Source organism: Marinicrinis sediminis, assembly GCF_042685085.1.
Classification (GTDB): domain Bacteria; phylum Bacillota; class Bacilli; order Paenibacillales; family KCTC-33676; genus Marinicrinis; species Marinicrinis sediminis.
This window is the reverse complement of sequence record NZ_JBHUMM010000010.1, coordinates 316,932-341,094: the sequence shown is the minus strand read 5'-3', so window position 1 is coordinate 341,094 and position 24,163 is coordinate 316,932. Positions and strand designations below refer to the sequence as shown.

The 24,163-nt window shown below is 47.4% G+C and carries 19 protein-coding genes; 7 read left to right on the top strand and 12 right to left on the bottom strand.

Annotated features, from left to right (window positions below):
- Positions 1 to 4 precede the first annotated feature (4 nt).
- Genes ACFSUC_RS07435 through ACFSUC_RS07420 form a run of 4 tightly spaced genes read left to right on the top strand, consistent with a single transcriptional unit; the run spans position 5 to position 4,733 of the window.
- The gene (locus ACFSUC_RS07435; RefSeq protein ID WP_379928902.1) at positions 5 to 1,111 is read left to right on the top strand and encodes a YheC/YheD family endospore coat-associated protein; all 1,107 of its coding nucleotides are present in this window, start codon (positions 5 to 7) and stop codon (positions 1,109 to 1,111) included.
- A gap of 6 nt (positions 1,112 to 1,117) precedes the next feature.
- On the top strand, positions 1,118 to 2,482 hold the full coding sequence (locus ACFSUC_RS07430) for a YheC/YheD family endospore coat-associated protein (RefSeq protein WP_379928900.1): 1,365 nt from the start codon (positions 1,118 to 1,120) through the stop codon (positions 2,480 to 2,482).
- Positions 2,483 to 3,637 (top strand): YheC/YheD family endospore coat-associated protein, encoded by a 1,155-nt coding sequence (locus ACFSUC_RS07425; RefSeq protein WP_379928899.1) that lies wholly within the window; start codon positions 2,483 to 2,485, stop codon positions 3,635 to 3,637.
- Complete coding sequence (locus tag ACFSUC_RS07420) at positions 3,612 to 4,733, top strand: YheC/YheD family endospore coat-associated protein (protein WP_379928898.1); 1,122 nt, start codon at positions 3,612 to 3,614, stop codon at positions 4,731 to 4,733. The genes ACFSUC_RS07425 and ACFSUC_RS07420 overlap by 26 nt, the downstream gene beginning before the upstream one ends.
- Positions 4,734 to 4,983: 250 nt before the next feature.
- Here the strand turns inward: ACFSUC_RS07420 and ACFSUC_RS07415 are convergent, their stop codons facing one another.
- The 7 genes from ACFSUC_RS07415 to ACFSUC_RS07385 all read right to left on the bottom strand — a co-directional run bounded on the left by ACFSUC_RS07415 (position 4,984) and on the right by ACFSUC_RS07385 (position 13,364).
- Positions 4,984 to 5,667 carry an HAD family hydrolase gene (locus ACFSUC_RS07415; RefSeq protein WP_379928897.1) on the bottom strand — a complete coding sequence of 228 codons (684 nt, stop codon included), beginning with the start codon at positions 5,665 to 5,667 and terminating at the stop codon, positions 4,984 to 4,986.
- Positions 5,668 to 5,756: 89 nt separating this feature from the next.
- Positions 5,757 to 5,984, bottom strand: a complete 228-nt coding sequence (locus ACFSUC_RS07410; RefSeq protein ID WP_379928896.1) for a hypothetical protein — start codon at positions 5,982 to 5,984, stop codon at positions 5,757 to 5,759.
- Between the two features lie 130 nt (positions 5,985 to 6,114).
- Positions 6,115 to 7,170: a sporulation integral membrane protein YtvI gene (gene ytvI / locus ACFSUC_RS07405; protein WP_379928895.1), complete on the bottom strand. Its 1,056-nt coding sequence runs from the start codon at positions 7,168 to 7,170 to the stop codon at positions 6,115 to 6,117.
- 36 nt (positions 7,171 to 7,206) lie between these two features.
- Entirely contained in the window at positions 7,207 to 8,328 is a 1,122-nt protein-coding gene (yfkAB, locus tag ACFSUC_RS07400; RefSeq protein ID WP_379928893.1) for a radical SAM/CxCxxxxC motif protein YfkAB, read from the bottom strand.
- Positions 8,329 to 8,372: 44 nt separating this feature from the next.
- Positions 8,373 to 10,691 (bottom strand): MMPL family transporter, encoded by a 2,319-nt coding sequence (locus ACFSUC_RS07395; RefSeq protein ID WP_379928892.1) that lies wholly within the window; start codon positions 10,689 to 10,691, stop codon positions 8,373 to 8,375.
- 37 nt (positions 10,692 to 10,728) lie between these two features.
- Positions 10,729 to 11,817, bottom strand: coding sequence for an HD-GYP domain-containing protein (locus tag ACFSUC_RS07390; RefSeq protein ID WP_379928891.1), 1,089 nt, complete (start codon positions 11,815 to 11,817; stop codon positions 10,729 to 10,731).
- Positions 11,818 to 11,903: 86 nt separating this feature from the next.
- A complete protein-coding gene (locus ACFSUC_RS07385) occupies positions 11,904 to 13,364 on the bottom strand; it encodes a bifunctional metallophosphatase/5'-nucleotidase (RefSeq protein WP_379928890.1) in 1,461 nt (486 codons plus the stop codon).
- A 221-nt stretch (positions 13,365 to 13,585) separates the two neighbouring features.
- Between ACFSUC_RS07385 and ACFSUC_RS07380 the strand changes: the two genes are divergently transcribed.
- Positions 13,586 to 14,665: an HD-GYP domain-containing protein gene (locus ACFSUC_RS07380; protein WP_379928889.1), complete on the top strand. Its 1,080-nt coding sequence runs from the start codon at positions 13,586 to 13,588 to the stop codon at positions 14,663 to 14,665.
- Between the two features lie 170 nt (positions 14,666 to 14,835).
- On the opposite strand, the gene ACFSUC_RS07375 is transcribed toward ACFSUC_RS07380, so the two are convergent.
- Positions 14,836 to 15,912, bottom strand: a complete 1,077-nt coding sequence (locus ACFSUC_RS07375; RefSeq protein ID WP_379928888.1) for a C40 family peptidase — start codon at positions 15,910 to 15,912, stop codon at positions 14,836 to 14,838.
- A gap of 215 nt (positions 15,913 to 16,127) precedes the next feature.
- Between ACFSUC_RS07375 and ACFSUC_RS07370 the strand changes: the two genes are divergently transcribed.
- Positions 16,128 to 16,667: a DUF3231 family protein gene (locus ACFSUC_RS07370; RefSeq protein WP_379928887.1), complete on the top strand. Its 540-nt coding sequence runs from the start codon at positions 16,128 to 16,130 to the stop codon at positions 16,665 to 16,667.
- A 189-nt stretch (positions 16,668 to 16,856) separates the two neighbouring features.
- Here the strand turns inward: ACFSUC_RS07370 and ACFSUC_RS07365 are convergent, their stop codons facing one another.
- From ACFSUC_RS07365 to ACFSUC_RS07355, 3 genes are all read right to left on the bottom strand, one after another.
- On the bottom strand, positions 16,857 to 17,522 hold the full coding sequence (locus ACFSUC_RS07365; RefSeq protein WP_379928886.1) for a hypothetical protein: 666 nt from the start codon (positions 17,520 to 17,522) through the stop codon (positions 16,857 to 16,859).
- Entirely contained in the window at positions 17,523 to 18,338 is an 816-nt protein-coding gene (locus ACFSUC_RS07360; protein WP_379928885.1) for an ABC transporter ATP-binding protein, read from the bottom strand.
- Positions 18,339 to 18,440: 102 nt separating this feature from the next.
- Positions 18,441 to 21,062 (bottom strand): FtsX-like permease family protein, encoded by a 2,622-nt coding sequence (locus ACFSUC_RS07355; RefSeq protein ID WP_379928884.1) that lies wholly within the window; start codon positions 21,060 to 21,062, stop codon positions 18,441 to 18,443.
- Between the two features lie 699 nt (positions 21,063 to 21,761).
- Between ACFSUC_RS07355 and ACFSUC_RS07350 the strand changes: the two genes are divergently transcribed.
- Entirely contained in the window at positions 21,762 to 22,439 is a 678-nt protein-coding gene (locus ACFSUC_RS07350; RefSeq protein WP_379928883.1) for a stalk domain-containing protein, read from the top strand.
- Positions 22,440 to 22,756: 317 nt separating this feature from the next.
- Here the strand turns inward: ACFSUC_RS07350 and sufB are convergent, their stop codons facing one another.
- Entirely contained in the window at positions 22,757 to 24,154 is a 1,398-nt protein-coding gene (gene sufB, locus ACFSUC_RS07345; protein ID WP_379928882.1) for a Fe-S cluster assembly protein SufB, read from the bottom strand.
- Between the last annotated feature and the right edge of the window lie 9 nt (positions 24,155 to 24,163).

Sequence of the window (24,163 nt, the reverse complement as noted above, 5' to 3'; positions counted from 1 at the left end):
CAGCATGATAAAGCCTCAGTACCTTGGCATTCTGGTTTCCGTTCCGCCTGCAAGCAGGCACGCCAAGCAAAAGAAACTGCTGGGCCGTCTTTGTCGCTTGGGAAAGCAGCAGGGCATTCCCACCTACGTGTTCACGCCGCAAGGGGTTAACTGGAAAAGCAGGCAAACGATCGGCTATACCCTCTCTCATCCCCGCGGTGATTGGCAGGAAGGGTCATTTCCCCTGCCTCGCTTCGTGTATGATCGTTGCTTTTTTCGCAATCGGCAGGATCAGCAGCATTATCATCAATTTGCGAGGCAGGCCTCTGCCTGTTCCATTCGACTGCTGAACAAAAGGCTGGGCGGAAAATACCAGGTGTGGAAGGTACTGATGGACATTTCAGAGCTCCAGGAGCATCTGCCTCCGACTGAAAAAGTAAGCAGCCTGCGCGATATCAAGCGAGGTCTGGATCAATTCGGCGCTGTCTTTCTCAAACCGAACGGAGGCATGCAGGGCAAGGGTACGGCGTACATTCGTCGAGCAGCCGATCAATCCTGGGTCGTAGTCGGACGCAATCCGCACAACGAAACCACCAGACACACCTTTGACCGTACCTCCCTGTTCGCCCGCTGGCTGCGTACCTATGTACAGCGCCGCACTTATATTATGCAGCCATTCCTTCCTCTGCAAACCCCGGATGAGCAAGCCTTTGACCTGCGGGTCATGCTGCAACGCGGGGCGGTCGGGGAATGGGAAATGACCGGCTATGCCATTCGCATGGGGGCCAAGGACAGCCTCATATCCAATCTGCACGGAGGTGGCACAGCCGTCGCGGCACAGCCTTTTCTGACATCCATTTACGGGGAAACGGAAACCGAACGCATTCTGCTGGAACTGGTCAACCTCTCCCTCCTGGTTCCTCCCGCAATTGAAGCCAGATACGGAAAAATGATTGAACTCGGGATTGATTACGGCATTGATACCAGTGGAAAGTTGTGGCTGATTGAGGTCAATTCAAAGCCGGGCAGACAAATTTTTCGGAAGGCTGGATTGGAGCAGACCGCCAAACGCTCATTAACCAATCCGATACACTACGTCCGTTATTTATATGAACAGCCTATAGGAGGGTAGGAATCCATGTTGTCCAATTGTAATCTCAAGTTTACAAGAAACAACACGAATACGTTGTACATCTCACAGGCGTTATACAAGCAGCTGAATATGAGCGGAAGAACCACTACCGTACGCTTTGGACAGAACAGCGTGAATTTAACGGTAAAGAGAATGAAGAAAGCCACGCACAACATCGTGCTCCCCATATCAGTCAAATCCATGCTCCATATCCCCAACGCCAAATCCTGCAGTGTCACGTATACCAAGGACCAGCTCCAGCTCGGTCCGATTATCGGGATCATGACCGGCGTCATTCAAAGTCCCGGCAAGCCCTTCGGCTCTCGTACCGAATTCATCAAACAGATTCTTCAGGCCGGCAACAAGGCGGGCTATATCTATGCCTTCTCCCCTCGCAGTGTGGATTGGGCCGAAGGAACCGCCATCGGCTATTTCCTGCATCAAGCCGGTCACATTGTCAAAAAACGCGTTTCTCTACCCAACGTGATCTACAATCGTCTGCCCAGCCGTTCCATGGAGAAGTCCCCCAGCTTTATTCAGATGAAGGAACGCTTCTTGCGCCGGGGTATTCCACTGTTCAACTGGAGCTTCTTCGACAAGTGGGATGTCTACAGGCTGCTGGACGGAACATCCGAGTCGAGAAAATATGTGCCCGAGTCCATCATCAATCCATCCGCGGATCAAATCAAACGCATGCTGGAAAAGCATCAGTTTATTTACCTGAAGCCCACCTCAGGCAGTCTCGGCAAAGGCATCTACCGGCTGACCTACAATTCGAAAAAAGGCTATTTCTCACGCTTCCGCAGCAATGGCAAAAACGTCCTGCTGCGATTCCGGTCATTTGGTGATCTGATGAACATGCTGGGACAACGCAAAGGACGATTATCCAGATATGTGGCGCAGCAAGGAGTCCGGCTGGTGGAGATTGACCGCTGTCCGCTGGATTTCAGATTTCACCTTGTTAAAAATGAGCAAGGCAAATGGCAGGTCGCCGCGATTGGCGCCAAAAAAGCGGGCCGAGGCTCCGTGACCACACATCTGCGTACAGGCGGGAGGCTGCTCACGCCCCAGCAGGCGCTCGGCCACGCATTTACGGAAGAAAAGGCAAAGGACATTATCGCACAGTCCAAGGAGGCATGCATCCAACTATCTGAAGCCATTGAACGCAACTACAGCTACCAGCTTGGAGAATTGGGTTTTGATATCGGCATCGATCAGAAAGAGCACATCTGGATGTTTGAGGCCAATTCCAAGCCTGGACGCTCCATCTTCAAGCACCCCGCCTTAAAAGCACAAGGCAGAGCCACCATAACCAACCTTGTTGACTACTGCGTCTATCTGTCCCCGTTTAAGAGAAGGAGCGAAGACTAGATGCGCGTTCACAATCAAAACAGACCACGACCTCTGCTCGGTATTTTGACGATGTCATGCAAGAAAAGGGGCTTTCGCGGCAACCACCCCAATTTTCGGGATATTATCCGACGCGGACGGAGGATGGGCTCCTCGACTTATATTATTACCGTGGATGAGCTGGATCTCTCCAAATCAACCGTCAAAGCCTATAAATATGTCGAGCAGACGAACAAGTGGAAAAAAGTCATCATTCCGATCCCCTACGTTCTGTATAATCGTATTCCGTATCGCAAGCATGAAGAACTGCCAAGGGTGAAGCAGCTGCTGCGGGAGTGCCTCGAATCCGAGGAGGTGAAGCTGTATAATCCTTCCTTTTTCTATAAATGGACACTCATGGAATGGCTCAATGCCAGTAAACTGACCAAAAAATACGTACCCTCCACCACGCGCTACCAGGAGGCAGCCGACCTGCGAAAAATGCTCAGCAAGCATAGCCGGGTATATCTGAAGCCTGAAAAGGGCAAGGCCGGCAAAGGGATTATGCGCATTCACAAAACGAGACACCCCAAACTGCAATATGAACTGAAAATTCAGGACCGCACTCAGAGCCAATCCTTCAAGTTTGACCGCATCGCCGAGATCAGTGAAGCCCTGAGCAGCTATATGAAGAAAAAGGACTACATTATCCAGCAGGCCGTTGATTTGCAAAAATATCGGGGACGTCCCTTCGATCTGCGCGTTCTGGCTCAAAAAAATGATCAGGGTCGCTGGTGCATTACCGGCATCGGTGCCCGCATTGCCGGTGAAGAGAGCATTACGACACACGTTCCGCGCGGCGGCTCGATCGGAGACCCGAAGAAGATGCTGCGAAAAGTGTTTGGCCTGACCAAATCGAAACAGATGCTGACCAAGGTCGCCAAGGCGTCGCTCTTTATCGCCAAACAGATTGAACGAAGTGCGGGGCATCCACTCGGCGAAATGTCCATGGACCTCGGCATCGACAAAAAGGAGCAGATATGGTTTTTCGAAGCCAATGCCAAACCAATGAAGTTCGATGAACCCCTGATACGCAAAAAATCACTGGACTATCTGTTCCAATACAGCCGTTATTTAAAAAATCAATCCGAAGAAAGATGGGGACAGCCTTATGGATACGAATACAATCGAACTTAACAACAGCCGTCCTGTCATCGGCATCATGGCACTCTACTGGAATGATCGCAAGCAGCTCGAGGAACGGGCGCTGTTTCGCAAATTCATGACTGCTGGCAGACGTCTGGGACTGTCTGTCATCGTATTTACACCAGAGGATGTCGATCATTCCCTGAAGCGGGTGCTGGCACATGCTTATGATCACAAGCTGAAAAAATGGAAGCGGGTATGGACGTCGCTCCCGGACATCATCTTTGACCGTTGCCGTTACCAGCCTACGAAACGGTTCGAGCAGCTGAAGAAATTTCGACAGCGCTATGCTGACCTCACCTATCTGAACCGTCCGCTCGCCAACAAATGGTACATTCATCAGTTATTTATGAAGGATGAAGGCATCAAGCCGTATTTGCCAGACACCGTATTTTACAACAAAGTGGATGATGTCACCCAAATGCTCAAAAAGCATGATGCCGTATTCTTCAAACCGGTGAATGGCACCGGTGGAAGAGGGATATTGCGCATTCAGCAGAGCAATGGAAGTTATGTCATTCAGGGACGCAACCACCAGCGGGGACTGATTGCACCCAAGCCCGTCCAGCTAACGGCGCTCAAGTCCATCCTGAATACGATGCAAGGAGAAAAAAAGTACGAGGTACAACAGGGGATTCACATTACGCTTCCGAGCGGAAGGGTGCATGACTATCGCATTTTGCTGCAAAAAAACCATCGTGGCAAGTGGTCCTTCACGGGTGGAGCTTGCCGAATCGGCCCGCTTCGCAGCGTCACCTCCAACTTGCACGGTGGCGGCTCAGCCCTCCCGATGCTGACCATGCTCAGACGCAAATACACGGGTGAACAGGTCACGCAAATTCAAAAGCACATTCAAAAGCTCAGTCATCACATCTTGCAGCGGCTGGAGAAAAATTATGGTTCTTTGTGTGAGATGGCCCTCGATATTGCCATTGATCCAAAGGGAGACATCTGGCTGCTCGAAATCAATCCCAAACCGGGTCGAGAAGTGTTCTATAAAATCGGGCAGAAATCCGTTTACCAAAAATCGATTCAGCGTCCCATGGAATATGCCAAGTACGTATACGCCAATCGTCAAACGACATGAAAGCTCCCATACACCGTGCGGCAAACGGATTCACTCTGCACCAGCCAGTGTAATCCGAAACCTGCTTCATGGAAAAACAAAATGGGTATGGGGTTATCCGCTTCATCCAGCCTCACCCTATACCCATTATCCATTCTGTTCGTTTACGCTTGTTTGATTCAGTGCTTGTCCCTTTTCAGCGATACAGATGCGGATACGGTTGCACTCGTGTTTTTGCTTGTGTGTGTTTTGCTTGTGTTTGGTCTGATCGTTATTCTGCTTGCTGGTAGAGCTCCAGCAATGTACGGAATTCTGTGATCTTCACATCTGCATCGGCAATTTCCGTATGATCACCAAAGCCGGCATAAGCACATCCAATGACCGGCAGCTGATTCGCATGTCCGGCTTCCACATCAGAGGAACGATCTCCTACCATCCAGGCCTCAGTCAGATGATGTCGTTTCAGCAAAAGCTGCACCAGCTCTACCTTGGAGGCGGTACGGAATTCCCCGGCACTGTAAATGCCGTCCAGCCAGGGTGTCAGTCCTTTTTTGTCCAGCACGCCCTTTACATAAGGCTCCAGACCGTTGCTGGCGATATACAGGTCAACGCCTGCTTCCTTCAGTTGCTGCATCACTTCAGCCACATCCGGATACAACTGACCTTCTCCCCGTGCCAGACCTTCCAGTTCCTCTTTCAAAAACTGGTGATCGACCTCTTGCACCAGTTCAGGCGAAGCTCCCGGCATCACATCCTCCCAGATATCTTTCAGAAGCTGACCCAGGTTTTGGATCATCCGTTCAACCGGAGGCGTGTCCCCCTCATATTTCCCTTCTGCCCGAAGCGTCTCGAAGGTTCGCTCAAAGGTAGGGATGAGCAGCGTTTCCGTCTGAAACAAGGTGCCATCCAGGTCAAAGATCATCGCCTGGGGTCGTTTTAATGTTTGCATGTTCATCACATCCCGTATTTTTCATTTCCTCTTATGTAAACACGGGACCATCTGCTTGTCAACACAGAAACCATGACGTCCAAACGAGCTTCGCTTTACTCGAATGGCTTTTTGCGCAGGTGGGTATAGTAATCCATCGCTTCCTGTTCGGCCTTTTCCACCGTTTCCCACCAGAAGGAGGTATAGATGCTTGTCTGATCCAGCAACATACGGCTGCGGTAGCCTGTTCCCTGCTTCTGCTCGACAATCAGCGTATAGGCCTCGTTGGACATGGCAGTCGATTTAATGACTTCACATTCCCCACTGTTTTTCCATTCATTCATCTTGTATCCTTCCTTTCCTTCCTTACCCCAGTTTCCGTTGAAAGTCGTCTAATGGCTCCCGTGCCGTCCTGTATACGGCTCTTTCTTCTGTTGTGCAATGGTCTTTGATATGCTGGTCTACTGGCCCGAGTCACGTCTTTCCTTCGGAAGAATCATCGAAGCGGATATTCAATCGAATTAAACCGACCTTGCGCATCGCCTGATAAATAATGATAACAATCGGGCCAAAAAACAACCCGATCATGCCAAACAGCTTGAAGCCTGCATAGAGACTGATCAAGGCCGACAAGGCACCGATGCCGACGGAATCACCCAGAATTTTCGGTTCGACAATCCGTCTGACCACTGTAATGACCAGAAAGAGCACAGCAAGGCCAATAGCCAGGAAGATATCATTTTTGAACATCTCGTACGCAGCCCAAGGCATCAGAAAGGAACCCGTCCCCAAGATCGGCAGCAAATCCACAATGACGATCAACAGGGCGACGGCCATGGCATACTGGACATCGAGGATCATGAGACCGATCAGGGCCAGTACATAGGTTAAGCTGCTAAGAATCAGCTGGGCACGCAGAAATCCGAAGATCGATGCCTTCAGATCAAGCAGCACCCGCTCCACCTTTTGCCTGGATTCTTCAGCAAAGATGGTCAGGAAGCGATCTTTCATCGTCGCCAGGGAATAGCTGAATAAATACAGCGCTACCGTAAACACAATGTATACCAGAAACAGGTTCGGGATCATCTGAGCGAAATCAATCACCTTCCCGGAAAGACCGGAAATCAGCTTCACCAGAGTAGCGGTCCCCTGCTTTAACCCCTCGTCAAATTGAATCGCCACGTCCGGAGAGAGCGAATCATAGAAAAGCTGGGTTTTCTCAATCCAGTCATCGAACATTTTGCGGAGCTCGGACGTATACAAGGGCGCCCGATTGAAAAATGCGACCAGTTGCGTCAAGATCTTTAACCCGATCGCATACACGATGCCCAGAAACAGCAGGGTGAAAATGGTGCAGGATATCGTCGCCGCCGCAATGCGATGGAGCTTGAACATGCGTATCAGCAATTGATTCATGGGCTCCAGGAAAATCGCAACCACCAGTGCGAGCAAAAAGGGGAAGCCTACCGTAAACAACCCGTATAAAAATAACAAACCCAAGAGCAGGGTGATCAGATTTCGCAGAGACACCGGCACACATCCTTTAATGGTTCATTATGAATCGATTTAAGAGCCAATTGCTTGGCGAGCATGAAAATCGGTATTCCGATAATACGTATCCTTCACTAGCAGATTGGGTCCGCAGCAAGACGCGGCATCACAATGGCAATTCACCAACTGCTGGTACGGATGCGTCATCCATTTGGCAAACAGAGGTTGCAACGACGTTTTATGAATATTGCCAATGGAAGCCAGATCGGCAAAATCCGTCACGTACACGTCGCCCGTAAACAAATTGACATTCAGCCGGTTACGGCCATCCGGATCATTGCGCACCGTGGTATGGGGTGCTGTCCGTAATCGGTTCAACAGCTTGTGGTCCGCTGAATCGGAGCTGCAGTGAAAAATGGGCAGGGTGCCAAACAGCATCCAGATTTGTTCATCTCGAACATCCAGAAGTGAATGGATCGCTTCTCTGGTTTGCTCAAGGGTCAACACAGGCAGATTGGACGCAAACGAGCTGGGATACATCGGATGCACCTCATGACGCTGACAGCCCATTTCGACGATTTGCTGATGAATCTCTGGCAGCTTGTGATGTGTACGATAATTGATCATCGATTCAGCAGAGACAAAAAGTCCTGCTTTCGTCAATCGCTTCGTATTCTCGACCATGTTTTCATACAGCTGCGCCGCCTGCCTGTGTGGCACTTCACGTCCGCTTCGTTCAAATCCCACGGCCAGGAAATCTTCCACATTCGTATAATTATAGGAAATATGCATGACGTCCAGAAAAGGAGCAATCTGTTCATAGCGTTCGTAATCAAGCGTCAGATTGGAGTTGATCTGGGATTTCAGCCCTCTATCTCTAGCATATTGCAACAGCGGCAGGATGTATGCCTCGATATTGCGCTTGTCGAAAGTAGGTTCTCCGCCGGTTATACTGATCGTCTCCAGCGTATCGATTTCTTCCAGACGCTCTAGCATCAGCTTGAGGGGCAGCTTGGGGCCTTCCTTCCAAACCAGGGCATCCCCTACCGCACAATGCTCGCAGCGCATGTTGCACAGATTGGTCACGGTCATTTCTATACTGGTCAGAACATGCTGACCATATTTTCGCAGGGAATGGATCGGATCCCAGGGATCCTTCTGCAAATCAATTCCTGCGGGATTCATTCGTAGTTTCATAGACATATCACTTACACCGCACCTTTGCTTGACATAATTTTTCTTCAGGAAGGGCTGGTACGTTGATCCTCCCTGCTGCGTATCGGCTTAAGCCAGGCTGGGGCCCACCAGTTCGCTTTGCCCAGCAGCTTCATCAGCGATGGGACGAGCACAATGCGTATAAGGGTCGCATCGATAAACACCGCCAGAGACAAGCCGAGTCCCAGCGCTTTCATGATCTCAATATCTGTGAAGATGAAGGTCCCCACCACCACAATCAGGATGAGGGCGGCACTCGTAATCAGCCGACCTGTTTTGTGCAGTCCTTCCGCAGTACTCCAGTCGTTGTCGCCCGTCCGTTCATATTCCTCCATAATTCTGGAAATGAGAAAGACCTCATAATCCATGGATATGCCAAATACGACACAGAAAATGATGACGGGAAGCGTCGCATTGACATAGCCCGTTGCGGAAATATCGAGCATCGAAGCCAGCCAGCCGTCCTGAAAGACGAGCACCACCACTCCGAGACTTGCTCCGAGACTGAGCAAATTCATCAGCACTGCCTTTAACGGCAGCAGCAAGGAGCGGAAAGCCAGCATGAGGATGACAAACGTAACACCTGTAACACATAATAACACATACGGAACCGCCTTCGTAATCCGTTCAATAATATCGAGACGAAATGCCGCTTCTCCGGTTACATACAACTCCAGGGAAGGAGCATCAAGTTCTCTGAGCTCCTCAATCAGTGCCCGGTTCTCCCGTGTGCCCGTCTCATAGGCTGAAGCAATCAGGAAAACCGCAGTCTGCTCTCCAGCCAGCTTCTGTTCGAATAACATCTGCTTGACTTCCGGCAGCTTCATTTTCTGTACTTGGTCTTCCAGTGAGGCTGCTCCCAGCACATCCAGAAAACTCGTCACTTGCTCGATCCCTGCCATCTGGCTTAGCGACTCCTGAAGACGCCTCACTTCCTGTAGTGTTCTCTCATCCTCCAGCGGATTACTGGCATGAACCACGACCTGAACGGGATGGATCGCCTGAGCGGGAAACGAAGCATGGAGCAGATCATAGCCGAGTCTGGATTCATACTTCGGAGGCAGAACCTCCGCACTCGGCACATCCATCACGATCGCTCTTAGCGGAAACATCGCACTGACCAGTACGCCCATAATTAGGATGGTCAACATCACGGGATAACGCATGACAAAACGAGCCCAGCGCTGCCAGCTAATCCGTTTCGGCTTGAGGTCTGCTAGATCGGATTGGGCCATCGTGTCCGCTTGCTCTGCTGTTCCCGAGATGCGCACTGACTTCACCGATTTGTGCTTTGGCAGAATCGGCCAGGCATTGATTCTGTCTCCGAGCAAGCCCAGTACAGCTGGCAAAAGCGTATTGGCCACGATGACAGAAATAAATACGACCGTTACTCCGCCCAGACATAAGGAGTAATACAGGTTGAGATCAATAAACAGCATGCCAAGCAATCCAATCCAGACCGCTACACCGGAAAAGAAAATCGATTTGCCGGCCGTCTGCATCGTTGCAGCCACCGCATTTTCAACTGATGACCGCTTGCTCCGTTCCTCCCGGAAACGACTGACGATAAATAGCGCATAATCAATCCCTACGGCCAGACCCAGCATCGTAACGATATTGGGCATAAAGTTAGAAAGGGAATACACACCTGCGACGAAATATAGAAGGCCCAGCGTCAAGGTTACACTCACAAGACCGACCAGCAGCGGCAGCGCAGCAGCGACTACGGTTCCAAACACAAGAAGCAAGACGATGATCGCGATTGGGATGCCCAGCATCTCTGCCTTGATAATGTCCTGCTTGCTCGCTTCCTGCATGTCATGCATGACCGGGGTGCCGCCCGTGACGTACACCTGCATGCCAGCTGGAGCCTTGATCTGCTCTCTCAATTCCGGATAATGGCGCAGCGCTTCATCTGTATCCCATTCCAGCATCACCTGTATAGCCGCAAGACGGGATGAAGCTGGAGGGTCTGATTGCGCAGCATCATCACCCATTTCTATAAAGGAAGCCCCCGCATAGGCTGGCCATTCTTGTAAAGGGGCCAGAGAATCCATCATTCGCTGCCGAGCATTCGGGTCAGACAAATCAATCTGCTCACTTTCATAAACGAGCTGCAGCATCGTTCCCGGATAATCCAGGTTAGTCTGCAAGCGTTCCAGACCCAACTGCGATTCACTGCCATACGGAGTAAAGCCATTGTCGGTCAATCGCTGCGGCGTCTGACTGGCAAACCAGGCCAAGCCTGCAAGAAGCACCACAAATCCAATCACGATCTTGACCCGGTGAGTATAGACCCCTTTTCCCAAATGCCAAAAAAAGCCTGGCTGCATCGTTTCCTTCATCGTGAGATGCCTGTCCTTTCATCCGATTGACGAAGCCTTACACTTCGTAGATCAAATCTACAATCGTCAAATTTAATTTCTTGGACAAATCCAGCTCGTACGGCTGTTCCATGGACTGTCCGTCTGCATCCTGCAAGATCCGAATCACGGGGCGATGCAGGACTTTGGCGTTCAAATCCACGACCACCCCTTTTTCACCTGTATTCAGCTGCACGGTAACGCCAATCGGGTAAACGGCGATGCGATCTCTGAAGTGCTCCAGTTTCTTGATATCATACCGCGAACCTGCACCTGTATACAGAATCTCCAGTACCTGATGCGGCAGCATCGCCTCCCGGTAAGCGCGATGATTGGTCATGGCGTCATACGCATCGATGAGTCCGATCCATTGGGCGTATTCATGGATTTCATTCCCCTGTATCCCTCTCGGGTAGCCGCTGCCATCCATTCGCTCATGATGCTGGAGCGCACAGTGGGCAGACAGGAGCGATATGTTTGGAATATCCTTCAATATCTGAAATCCGAATTCCGTGTGCTTGCGCATAGCGCTCATTTCCTGGGCTGTCAGCGGGCCCGGTTTATTTAATATGTGCGGATTGACCTGCATCTTCCCGATATCGTGCAAGAGTCCTCCCAGCCCGATCTGCATCAGTTCATCCTCGTCATATCCAAGTGAAATTCCGATGATGAGGCTGAAAATCCCTACATTTAAGGAATGTGAAAACAGATATTCATTGGCTGCGCGAATATCCGAGAGCATAATCAACGCCTGGTCATGCCGTTTCAGATCATCGAACAGCATATGAACGATCTGCTTGAGCTCCCGATCCGCGGATGAAGTAATGGTACGTTTTCGCTGGAATTGGTCAACGAGTCGCGTAAAGTTTTGTCGAATCTGCGTAATGGCACGACTGCGAGTCTCTGGTTCTATCGTATGTACACATTCTACATCCTCGGTGCGCTCATCAAAAATATACACATAGTCGATGCCATGCGTGAGCATTTTCCTTATCAGGCTATCATTTAATTCCACCTGCTCATGCAGCAATACAAGTCCCTGCTCATTATAGATGCTTCTGGCCAGTTTCATGCCTGCCTTGCAGTTTTTCGTCAAAACCAATCTCATCTTTTCACGCTTCTTTCCTGATTCATCTCGAAATCAACATACGATCGGACAAATGAAATTGAAAATGATCCGTGAAAGCTGCTGGATTAACCGGATAAAGTCTGATCCCACCATCTTCGCTGTCTTGCCTTTTCCAGTTCACTGGCTTGATTGAGCTGACGCACCAGCACATCCCGAATAAATTCAGGAACGAAAAATTGCTCTACTGTTCCAGATTGAATGGACATATACCCGATTCCGAATGAAAACATGTCAATCGTACCGACACGATACCAAGCATCATCATCCCAAGAAAGCTCCTGTCCGTTGTCGTTGACCACCGCAAGCTGCTGGATACGCTCGCCTTCAGGAGCCTGTGTATCTACATATACCCGCATGCCTGAAATACTGAGATTGCCGAGCATCTCCCCACGAAAGCCAAAGCCTCGGATCGGCTTTTGCTGGTATTGCAGTTGCAGAGACTGTTCTAACGCTTCCCGGATGTCCTTGCCACGCAGCTGCATCAAACAAGGATTGATCGGAGACGGACAAATTTCGAGGATCATTTCCCGGGAAATCCCTCCAGCAGGTAAATTGTGCAAAATTTGTCCGGAGTTCACCAGTCCGATGTCGGCCTTTGTCCAGTTCTGCAAGCCGGAGGCCAGCAAGTTTCCAAGCACGGACTCCTTGCCCCAGTGAATATCTAGTTCTTCCTTGAGCTCAGATACCTGCTCCTTCATCCGTCCTTTACTTTCATGCAGATAGTGCTGCAAAATGTGGCTGGATACCGGATGAGGCTGGTACCCGGAACCAATGACGGGAATGCACAGCGCTTCCCGATTCACAATCTCTCTTCGATCTATATCATAAGTCAGGGTCACTTTCCCGACATAATCTCCAAATTTTCCGGTTGCCGCCAGCAATGTCTTACCTACCTGCTCTCCGTGCATCAGCAGATGGTGGGTATGGGCACCCAGAATGACATCGATTCCAGGCTCTTCTTCTGCAAGCAGTCGATCATGAACAATCCCCAGATGAGAAATCACAATCATCATATCGCACGGTCTCCGCTCTTGCAGTGAGGTAAACCACTTTTTAACGGTACCCCGAGGCTCCTCCAGTTCCCAGCCGAGCAAGCGGTAAAAGTCATTAAAATCAATCGTGACACCGAGCAGACCGATTCGAACACCTTGATCTTCTACGACATCGTAGCCGTGCAACCAGTCCGGGTTCTCATCATCCTGACGGCGCATATTGGCCCCCAAAATGCGATAATTCGCTTTTTGAGCTGCGGCTTTCAGTTGATCCATTGTGAAGGTAAGACCTTCATTGTTACCTGGAACGGCATAATCATAGCCCGCTGCATTCATAAGTGCGACATTGACGATGCCATCCGTCGCTTCCGTCTCCAGTCTCATACGATCCATATGATCCCCGCAATCGATGACCAGAACGAGATCATCGGGATGCTCTTTCTTCTGCTGCTCAATGATCGAATGGATATAGGGAGCCTGATCAAGATGACTGTGCAGATCATTCGTATGCAGCAGTACGATCTTCCTACGCAAAGTATCGCCTCCTCCTGGTGCACGAAGCTTTTTCTTCCAATAAGCATACCATAAGATGCCCCTATTGCCCATTTCATCGTTGGGATGCACCCGTGTCTTGCACAATTGTACAAACAGGCAGGTTGCCTATTGCCAATTTATTCACCTATTGCTATGATGGAATTGAATTCTCATAATTTCGACAATTTTTTTATACACTTCGAAACAAAGCAGGTGAAATCATGCAGGTTGACGTTTTTGATCTCAGGGAAGGTGATCAGCTAACCTCGGATGTCTTCAACGCTCACGGTGTACATATTCTATCTAAGCATGCCATTTTGAACGAACGGGATATTGCCAAGCTGGTGCAACATCAAATCGACGAGGTTTCCATTTATCCCCGTTCACGTTCATCTCATTTGTCCACTTCCCCTGCAACTGACGATCCATCCTCTTCTAACAAGACGACAATCGAAAGAATCAATGCGGAGATTCTCCCGCATTTCGACAATGCCGTAAACGGTATGGTTCATCTTTTTGATCAGATACGAAGTGGAGACGCCATTACAGAGCAACAGTTGGAGCAGTTAGTAGATCCGCTTATCCAATCGATTCAAAAACAAAGAGATAGTGTGTCTCTCCTTTTACTGCTTAACAGTGAAAACGATTACACGTATCAGCATTGCATTCAGGTTGGGATGATTTCCTATTATATTGCCAGATGGTTAAAATATGAGGAAGCCGAAGCCCAACTCATCGGCAACTGCGGTTTTCTGCACGATGTGGGCAAGAGCAGGATTTCGGATGATATTTTGAACAAACCGGGAAGATTAACAGGCGAGGAGTGTGAACTGGTCAAGCAGCACACGATATTCGGATGGGAGCTTATACAGAAGATGAAGGGCGATTGTCCGGAAGCTACCGTCGCACTTCAGCACCATGAACGGTCAGATGGCTCAGGCTATCCGAAGCAATTGACGGAGGAGCAGATCCACCCATATGCCAAGATTGTGGCGGTTGCAGATACATACAGTGCCATGATTTCTAAAAGAGCCTACAAAGAGGAACGCGACATGCTCGATGTGCTGAAGGAGCTTTATGCGCTCAGCTTTACCAATCTCGATCCAACCGTCATACATACGTTCATTCATCATATGCTGCCGAATTTCATACATAAGCGAGTGAAATTAAGTGATGATTCCATCGGTGAGATCATCATGACCAACCCGAAGGATTTTTTCCGCCCCGTCATCCGGCGGGATGGCGCTTTTCTCGATCTGTCAGAACAAAAGGAACTGGAGATCAAACAGATATTTATGTAAGTGCCGTCCCATATGAGGGACGGCCACATCCTGTCCACTCTCGGGATGATCGGATGATATGATCATTTGGGAATCTGTATGACCCATGGAAGCCAACCGCTCTCATGGGCCACGCAGATTCTTTTTTTAATTCTTGAATGATGTCACTTGACTGCAATCAGCACCGGATGCTAGTACACCAATCTTCTCGATTTTAAATACGTCTTCTCCCAATACGATTTATGAATACTCGTAACCTGCACCCCGTCCTTCGGCGATGGAGACGAATGGATCATCTTGCCGTCCCCCATGTAGATGCCCACATGGCCCACGGTCTTATTGGTCTTGAACCGTCCTGGCACATAAAAAAACATCAGGTCGCCTTTTCGAAGACTTTTCCGGCTCACATATTCGCCTTTCTTCGCCTGATTCCGTGACACACGCGGCAGGTCTACCCCATATTTGCCATAGATATATCGAACGTACGATGAGCAGTCAAAGGTTCCGGATTCCGGATACGGATCGGCGCCGAAATCATATTTCACTCCGAGAAAGTCCTCTGCCTTGTCCAGCATCTTGTTGATATTGATGTCTTTCAGTACGGGCTGAGCGGTTCTTGCGTTCACTGGCTTCATCCCGTCTGAGAGCAAGGACATCACATCTTCATCCTTGAACGGGTCATTCGGATCGTCCTGGAAAAACGGCTCTGTACCTTCATCCCGCGCATCACTCTCCAGCATTTTGACATTCAGAGACTTCATCTCCATCGACGGATCTTCCCCGTTTCGATGCAGAACCACCTGGCTTTCCTGCATGTCCATGTGCAATTGATCCCCGAACAATTTTTGAAGACCATCTACCGGTAAATAAGGGGTTCCTTCAATTTCAACGGAATTGCGGTCCAGCGTCATTTTGGCATCTTCTCTCGACACCTGATTGGAATTCATGAAGATTTGGTAGGTGACATCATGATCTCCAATCCCATAGGCATTGGTCTGGACATCGAAATCCGAATGGAAGCCGGTTAGTTCGAGCAAGCGGGTAATGGATACGTAGGGACTCCCTTCGATATACGTAAACGGAATGGCAACGTCAGCATCCAGTGCCTGGGTTGTCTGCTGTCCGCCACCTGTATTCATTTGCATTTCAAACCGCTCTGCGTCATTATTTTTTTCGTTTAGTACATGATCCTGATCGTTACATCCAGTGGCAGCCAGCAGTATCACAAGTGTTGCCACGGCCAAACTCCAAAAGACTTTCCTTTTCATGATCCACCCTCACCCTTCCTCAATTCATCATTTCATTTGTTGACCAATTCATCCGTTCACCAAATGTCGGAAGACAGCTTCCTAGCTATAGATTGAGGTAAAGGAAGCACGTTTATCCATGCTGGGTTCCTTCAACTTTTTCCATTGTGTTTATCGGCTGCATACTAATTTCATTCCCTGTCACACATACTAACTGGAAAAGGAGCTGACGTTGAATGAAGGTGCTGGAAGCGATCATGCATTACCTGCAAAAGAATGAATGGGCAGATGAAAAGCAGCCTTTGCATATTGGAGAAGCCATGGGGTGCTGGGTGTACTATACCGCGATAGCGGAGGAAATTCCCGCACTGGATATTTCACTGAATACGACCACGGATGCAGAACTGAAGGAATTGCTGCTCGAAGCGAAAGAAATTGCTCTGTCACAAAAGAAAATATTAAAAGACTTCATGTTCAAAGAAGGCATTCCACTGTCTCAAACCGAGAGCCTGAAGCCGATGAGCCGTACCGAGGACATTCCGCTGGGCGCGAGATCTACCGACGATGAGATGGCGAATCTCGTTTCGATCAAAGCGGCTTCCGGCATTGTAGCCTGTGCCACAAACCTTAGTCAGTCGATCCGTACCGATCTCGGTCTGATGTGGGCTCGCTTCCAATCGGAAAAAACCATGTTCGCCACCAAACTGCGAATGAAAATGAAGAAAAGGGGCTGGCTGAAAGTACCCCCTGCATATATCCCGCCCGGCAAGCGATAAACAAAAAAATACGTGTCTGGGTAACTTGCACCCTAAGGCGCAGTAAACCGCAGACACGTATTGGATAGGATCATTGCTTGAGGACGACGACTCGGTTTCCCTCTTCGTGAGGTTTCCAGCCCATTAAATACAGATAGAATGAATCTTCCTGCTTTCTTGTTCTCATACTGAACTGATAGGGAGCCGTTTCTATTCTTCAACGAAATCTGTAAGCAGATTTAACTGATCTATATGCTCGACGCTCCACTTTCTCATATCACTTTTGGACTCATTGTCCGTTAAATAGTGAAGCGCAGGAGACAATTCTTGCTTTCCATGATTGATTACATCGAATATATACGGAATGGCCGGAACGCCCAGAGCTTTTAATTGAGCGATTTTTTCTTTATCACTAACGGGTTCAGCGGCTATGCTTGTTACCTTATCGGGGATTTCTTTCAGATAGGCTGAATAGATCGTGTAGAACTCTTTACCTGTGCGCCATTCAGTCTGCTCGCTCATCTCCGTTTTAGAAATCTTCTCGAGAGCGATGGCATAGATATATTCCACTAAACCGTCTTGATCTGAATGTGCCAATGACTGCTTCAGTTCAGGTAATGCAGGGATACCCAGTTCAAGTATGGCTTCAAAATGTTCGTTATTCTGTATATCGTCGTACGGATTCGATGTCGTGCTTGTGTCCGGATTGACCGGATTCTCGATAGATGCTTCCATCTTGCTGATATGTGTTTGAACCTGTTCCTGGACATTTTCTTGTCCCAATACGCAGGCGGTTAACATGAACCCCGTGATCGTAAGCGTGAATATAGGATACAATCGTGTGATTTTCGTTCGGAATGCCTTCCGCTTCTTCATCTAGCTCATACCTTCCGTATATGATTTCGATTCACTTCTCCGTGTTTCATGACTGATGGACTGCAGTCTTTCCATAATATAAATGGAACGCTCACTTCGATTCTTTCCCACAATCTTGTCAGCATTGTACGCATCCACAATTCTGCCATCTCGAAACAGGACCACCCGATCACCATACGTTGCCACATATGGATCATGAGTAACGATGAGTATGGTCTGTCCTAGCTGATCACGCATGCGCAGAAATAACTCTAGAATTTCTATCGAATTGCGGGAATCAAGATTGCCCGTCGGCTCATCTGCAAGCAAAATCGCCGGCTGATGAATTAACGCTCTTGCAATCGCAACCCGTTGTTGCTGACCGCCAGATAACTCACTTGGACGATGCTTTCGTCGCTCTGACAATCCGACTAATTGCAACATTTCCTCTGTGAGCGCCATCGTTTTTTTCTTGGGTTGGCCAGCCAAAATTAGCGGCAATGCAATGTTTTCTTCTGCTGTCAATGCGTTGATCAGATTGAAGAACTGAAATACAAATCCAATCATATCGCGTCGAAAATGGGAGACCTGAGGTTCTCGGAAGAACTCCTGCCACTCCCTGTTATTCACTTTTATTTTCCCTTCCGTGGGCGGCTCAAGTCCGCCTAATAACTGTAACAGTGTTGTCTTGCCTGATCCGCTTGGGCCCATCAGCATCACAATTTCCCCTGCTGCCAAATCCAAGTCAACATGATCAAGCGCTACCACCGAATTTGGTTCTTGTCCATATATCTTTGAAAGGTTCTTCACAGCCAGTACCGATTTTGAATCTTGCACAAAAACATCCTCCCCGTCACTTTCTATATCAGCATGAGCTGTTCGCATACAACCGTGCGCAGCTGTATTTTTGTATTCTGTCTTGTATATGACATGATCAAGTTATTCAACTGTTAGTTCCTCGGTAATTGATTTCTGACCGAATTGTTTCGCGTATATGACGGAAATCAATAATGAAATGGCCCCTACAATACAGACTGGAAGTGCAATCGTGGACCCGTTGATGGTCCAATCTTTTAACTCATCGCTGCCGCCGCTAAATAAACCGACTATGATCCATGCGCTTGCAATTAAACCAATCACAATGGACGTAACCGCATATAACAGACCTTGTATGATCATCACTGATCTTAACTTTGATGCGGTCAATCGAATGGCTCGCAAAATCGCATATTCTCTGCGGTGTGTATGAAATGCCGCCCCCAGCGTGTTCATTACTCCCACGACGCCCACGACAATAAATACGGACATTACAGCCCATAAAATGATATATTGTTCCCTTGACTCATTTGCCAAGCGTTCTAATTCGGAATCTGCATCCGTCACCTTCACCAAAGGGTCATCTTCAAATCGTTGTTGCAATGCCTCTCTAACAGTGGCTATATCCGCATCTTCATTCACTTGCACATAAATGGTTCTAGGTAAAATCAAACTTGCTTGCTCATCGCTCCCCTCATTTCCAATCCATGAAACATTCAGGTTATTGATATCCACTAGAGCATGCGTTTCCTGTGTTGTAATAGATAATTCTGTCACACCTTTAATTGGTAATTCATATTGCTCTAACTTTTCACCCAGTCTAGTTTTCTGCAAACTCAAAGTATCTGTTGACGATAATCCCATGTGATTGGCATAGGCAGATTGTATGATAATCCCGGAAGACAATTCATGATCCATTGCTTCTAGCAATCCCATCTGCTTCATGAGATTCAAATCCGTTTTTGCAACACCTAACCATTCATATTCATACGTTTCATATAGGGAAGTACCCTCCAGATAATCTGGATGATATTCATTTTGCTTCAACCAATCCGCGTCAGCTTGCGTATAATCCAGATCTGCCAAAAGAACACCATGAAATGTGCCCATCGGTAACGCCTCACGGACACCTTTTACTTGACGTACTTGATCTAATATATTGGAAGACATCACATCCACTTTTTTCTCGATGACAATTGGGGTGATATGCTTGCGGATGACTTGCTGCTTACCAGAATGGTTGAGATTATCTATGAAGGTTGGAATCGCAATGAGGGCTGTCACAATACTGGCCAATAGCATCACAATAAAAGAGTTTTGTCTGCGCAATGTGATAAATTGCTTGATTGCATAGTAAGCTTCGGGTACGGCAAATTTCTGAATCAACCAGCCCGTTGTGTGGGAAATGAAGGGAATCATATATCCTGTATTCAGGATACACCCGACCGCAACCAGCAGCCCTCCCACTAATGTGAACAGTAACTGTGTTTGGCTGCTAATGATGTCGAACCAAGCCAGGCATAACAACACAAACCCGCTGACGATCAGAGCTCCTGCAATCCAAAAAGGATATCTCCTTAAATTCTCTTGCTCACTCGTCCGAACAGAGACAAGCGGAGAATCCGAGGCGACCGTGTAGGCTAATTTCATTAAGGACATCGTCAATAGCAACCAACTGAGTAAAGCAATCACAGAGACTGTCAGCCAGTCTATATCCGCACTGTTCACTGAAGTTCCCATCATTGAATCAATAAATATCGTTGAGAGATGACATAATGTAACGCCTACTCCTACACCAAGTCCTACACCTATTACATTCATGACCGCTGCTTCCAGCATGACCATTTTATAAATGACTCGTCTGCTTGCTCCGTTCATTCTGAATGTCGATAATTCCCGTACTCGTCCAAGTAAGATTAATTTGTAGCTGCTCGTGATAAACAACATACTGACCAACAATAACAGGCTCCCTAATCCGATCGAAATAAATCGAAACATTGTACGTTGCTTCATCACCGTCTTGTCTTCTGACCGCAGTGCTATATCAAGATGCTCATCCATCTCTGACCGTATTTTTTCTTCGACACTTTTTTCGGAAATGTCTTCTGCGATATCCAAATAAATCGCATTGGCCACCTCACCCAATGAATACGCTCGGCGAACCGCCTCTATATTCATGATTACGGCTGAACCGGATGTATAATCAGGTATAATCTCCGCAACCACCATTTTCATAGCGCGATGATTATTTATCGAGAACTCTTTCACATCGCCCTGCTTTACTTCCCAGCGTTTAGCCAAATTATCGGTAATCACCATCTCGTTTGGCTCTATCTTTGTTTTAAATCCGAAGTATGTGCGGTTTAACTGATTTGGTTCTACTCCAAAATAGTTGATCCCATCCTTCATTTTAGTATCAGAATTTTCATTTGTTAGACGCTCTGGGGATACAATTGCGATGCCTGAATCAATCACACCATCCATATTTCTCAATTGAGCAATCTCATCTTTTGTCAGAAGCTTTTTACTTTCACTGTCATTGTACGGACTATAACCTACCATCAGATCGAATATACCGAATTCTTTATCGATTGTTTTTTGTACAGAACGCTCCATTGAAGCATACAACGAAGTAATTACGATCATTAAACCGATACTAACCGCTATACCCATACAAGTCAGGAAAAGGCGCTGTTTCTTATAAAAAAGCATTTTCATGGCAATTCCAAATACTGAGTGTTTCATCCGTGCCCCCTGAATGTCTAAATAGATTTGGCATTTTAATAGAGGAAAGTGCAGTTTGTCTATGATGATCTTATGGATGCCGTCGATTTCTGTTAAAATAGAATGAATATAATAATCATCTTCTTATAGTACCACTTTATACCATCTCTATCAATTATCTTATCTGATGTTGTGGATGTCGGTCTTATACAATATAATACAGGAGGAGTCTCTTACATATCTTACAGAAATGCACAAGCAGCCGTTCGCCAAAATATGTAATCGGTCATGTAAATGACAATGAAAGAGGTGTGCATAACAAAATGATCATACCTTTCCTCGTGCAAATACCTGTACAAATAGTGTTATGTGTATTCATTTGTATGGCAATGCTTAAATGGTTTCGAGAAAACGGTAAAGACATTCATTTTATATTACTCGGTATTCAGTTTACAGTTTTAGGTATTTTCATGCTTATTCTATGGTATCTCACTGTTGATGACTCTTCTATTCTCGTATCTATTGCCATGTTTTTCACGGTGTTAGGAACATCGCTTTCGATTTCCTTTGCTTGCAGAAGAAAATAAACCATTCTTTGATGACCACTACCACCACAGGTGGATATTTCAATAATAATAATGATTATTCTCTTGAAAAGAAGTAAATTGTAAAGTTTTCCTAATAATTCCTCTGACATCATATCATTAGGAGGAATATACATTGAAGAAAAAAATCATCATTACTGCATTATCTATTTTCACTGTCATGGCCGTATTCACAGCTGGAGTCTTCGCAGCAGGCAGCGGACTGACCCTGATCGTTAACGGAAAGATTTCCAATGCTGAAACAAAAATCATTGATGGTTCTACATACGTTCCGCTTCGCGCCGCTGCGGAAATGCTCGGAGCTGACGTGAAGTATGAAGCTTCGACGCGTACTGTTACAATTGTCGGAAAAGACGCTTCAGCAAACTTAGCCAGCAATCTCAAAACCTTCAAGGTCAATGTAAACGTAACAAGCGGGCCGATGAAATTGAACGTATCTCAAGTCACATTTGATCCGGCTTATCAAGAGTATGAGTACGCAACGGAAACGCAACCCGCCATTATATTAGATGTTACTGTTGAAAATACATCTGATGAAAAGCTAACCTGGTTTGTGGATCATTCTGAACTCGTGTTAAATACGAAGGAACAGATCGAAAGAACACTGTTATCCGATGATTGGATAAAATCGGATTTTAACGGCATGGTCATAAAGAAAAGGAAGATTGCGTTCCCTTTGAGTAACAGCGAATTCAAGGATATTAAGAGCATGAGACTATTACTTTCTTATGTAAGTGATGCCAGTTACGACATCATCTCAGAAGAGAAAGAAGTGGAAATTATCCTGCCATAACTTATCTGAATCAGGCCTATCCTGCCATCATCTTTGATCCTCACCTAAACGGTGGGGATTTTTTATTTTTCATTTCACAGTTAAACCGATAGCTGGAGAAGATGTTCAACATATTAAACAGATGTGCAAACAAAATACGTGTCCGAGCGACTAAGTCACGCAAGCGTGAAAGTCCCAGCAGACACGTATCTACATGTTACTGAAAAAATTGAAGATGATGCGCTGAAGCTATATGAAAAATACTTGAGCTGAATAATTAATGGACAAATCATGGATAAATCATGATTTCAGATCATAAACCCCTTGCTGTACAAGGCTTATCCAATACTGCCTTCCATCTCGAATTTAATCAAGCGGTTCATTTCGACAGCGTATTCCATTGGAAGCTCCTTCGTAAATGGCTCAATAAAGCCCATGACGATCATTTGGGTTGCTTCTTCCTGGCTTAATCCGCGACTCATCAGATAGAAAAGTTGCTCTTCTGACACCTTCGATACAGTCGCTTCGTGCTCAAGCGTAATGTCATCATTCAGGATTTCATTATATGGAATCGTATCTGAGGTCGATTCATTATCCATAATGAGCGTATCACACTGAATGTTCGCTTTAGAGCCCTGCGAATTGCGGTTGAAGGAAGTCAGGCCGCGATACGTCACCTTTCCACCGTGCTTACTGATGGATTTGGACACGATCGTGGAGGTCGTCTCAGGAGCCAAATGCACCATTTTCGCGCCTGCATCCTGATGCTGGCCTTTTCCTGCGACTGCGATGGAAAGTACGGAACCTTTGGCTCCCCGTCCTTTCAACACAACAGCCGGGTATTTCATGGTCAGCTTGGAACCAATGTTTCCATCGACCCACTCCATGTTTGCTCCCTCTTCTGCCACCGCACGCTTGGTTACGAGGTTATAGATATTCGGCGCCCAGTTTTGAATCGTCGTATATCTGGCGCGGGAGTTTTTGCGGCATACAATCTCTACGACCGCACTGTGCAGAGAGTTTGTGCTGTAAACCGGAGCGGTACAGCCTTCTACATAGTGAACAAAGCTGTCTTCATCCGTAATGATCAGGGTACGCTCGAACTGTCCCATATTTTCAGAGTTGATGCGGAAGTATGCCTGAAGCGGCACTTCGCATTTCACCCCTTTGGGTACATAGATAAAGCTACCGCCAGACCAGACTGCACTGTTGAGCGCAGAAAACTTGTTGTCGCTAGGCGGAATCACGGTTCCGAAATATTCCTTGAACAGCTCAGGATATTCCTTTAGCGCGGAATCCGTGTCCATGAAGATGACGCCTTGATCTTCCAGTTCCTTTTGCATGCTGTGATAAACAACTTCAGACTCATACTGGGCAGATACACCGGCCAGGAATTTCTGTTCCGCTTCCGGAATACCGAGCTTGTCAAACGTTTCCTTGATTTCGGACGGCACTTCTTCCCATGTTTTCCCTTGCTTTTCGGAAGGCTTCACATAATACTGGATGTCGTTGAAATCCAGATCATCGAGATTGCCACCCCAGCGAGGCATCGGCATCTTGTTGAATTGCTCCAGTGACTTCAGGCGAAACTCCAGCATCCATTCCGGCTCGTCCTTTTGTCTGGATATCTCTCTGACGATTTCTTCCGTCAAACCTTTACCGGTTTGAAACACGGCCTGATGGGTATCGCGGAAACCATACTTATATTCCCCGATCTCGGGCATTTTCTTCGCCATCGTTATCCC

Excerpts from the sequence above, each read along its gene's own strand:
- ACFSUC_RS07435 (WP_379928902.1), top strand. The coding sequence starts at position 5 with ATGATAAAGCCTCAGTACCTTGGCATTCTGGTTTCCGTTCCGCCTGCA.
- ACFSUC_RS07430 (WP_379928900.1), top strand. The coding sequence starts at position 1,118 with ATGTTGTCCAATTGTAATCTCAAGTTTACAAGAAACAACACGAATACG.
- ACFSUC_RS07425 (WP_379928899.1), top strand. The coding sequence starts at position 2,483 with ATGCGCGTTCACAATCAAAACAGACCACGACCTCTGCTCGGTATTTTG.
- ACFSUC_RS07420 (WP_379928898.1), top strand. The coding sequence starts at position 3,612 with ATGGATACGAATACAATCGAACTTAACAACAGCCGTCCTGTCATCGGC.
- ACFSUC_RS07415 (WP_379928897.1), bottom strand. The coding sequence starts at position 5,667 with ATGAACATGCAAACATTAAAACGACCCCAGGCGATGATCTTTGACCTG.
- ACFSUC_RS07410 (WP_379928896.1), bottom strand. The coding sequence starts at position 5,984 with ATGAATGAATGGAAAAACAGTGGGGAATGTGAAGTCATTAAATCGACT.
- yfkAB (WP_379928893.1), bottom strand. The coding sequence starts at position 8,328 with ATGAAACTACGAATGAATCCCGCAGGAATTGATTTGCAGAAGGATCCC.
- ACFSUC_RS07395 (WP_379928892.1), bottom strand. The coding sequence starts at position 10,691 with ATGAAGGAAACGATGCAGCCAGGCTTTTTTTGGCATTTGGGAAAAGGG.
- ACFSUC_RS07390 (WP_379928891.1), bottom strand. The coding sequence starts at position 11,817 with ATGAGATTGGTTTTGACGAAAAACTGCAAGGCAGGCATGAAACTGGCC.
- ACFSUC_RS07380 (WP_379928889.1), top strand. The coding sequence starts at position 13,586 with ATGCAGGTTGACGTTTTTGATCTCAGGGAAGGTGATCAGCTAACCTCG.
- ACFSUC_RS07375 (WP_379928888.1), bottom strand. The coding sequence starts at position 15,912 with ATGAAAAGGAAAGTCTTTTGGAGTTTGGCCGTGGCAACACTTGTGATA.
- ACFSUC_RS07370 (WP_379928887.1), top strand. The coding sequence starts at position 16,128 with ATGAAGGTGCTGGAAGCGATCATGCATTACCTGCAAAAGAATGAATGG.
- ACFSUC_RS07365 (WP_379928886.1), bottom strand. The coding sequence starts at position 17,522 with ATGAAGAAGCGGAAGGCATTCCGAACGAAAATCACACGATTGTATCCT.
- ACFSUC_RS07355 (WP_379928884.1), bottom strand. The coding sequence starts at position 21,062 with ATGAAACACTCAGTATTTGGAATTGCCATGAAAATGCTTTTTTATAAG.
- sufB (WP_379928882.1), bottom strand. The coding sequence starts at position 24,154 with ATGGCGAAGAAAATGCCCGAGATCGGGGAATATAAGTATGGTTTCCGC.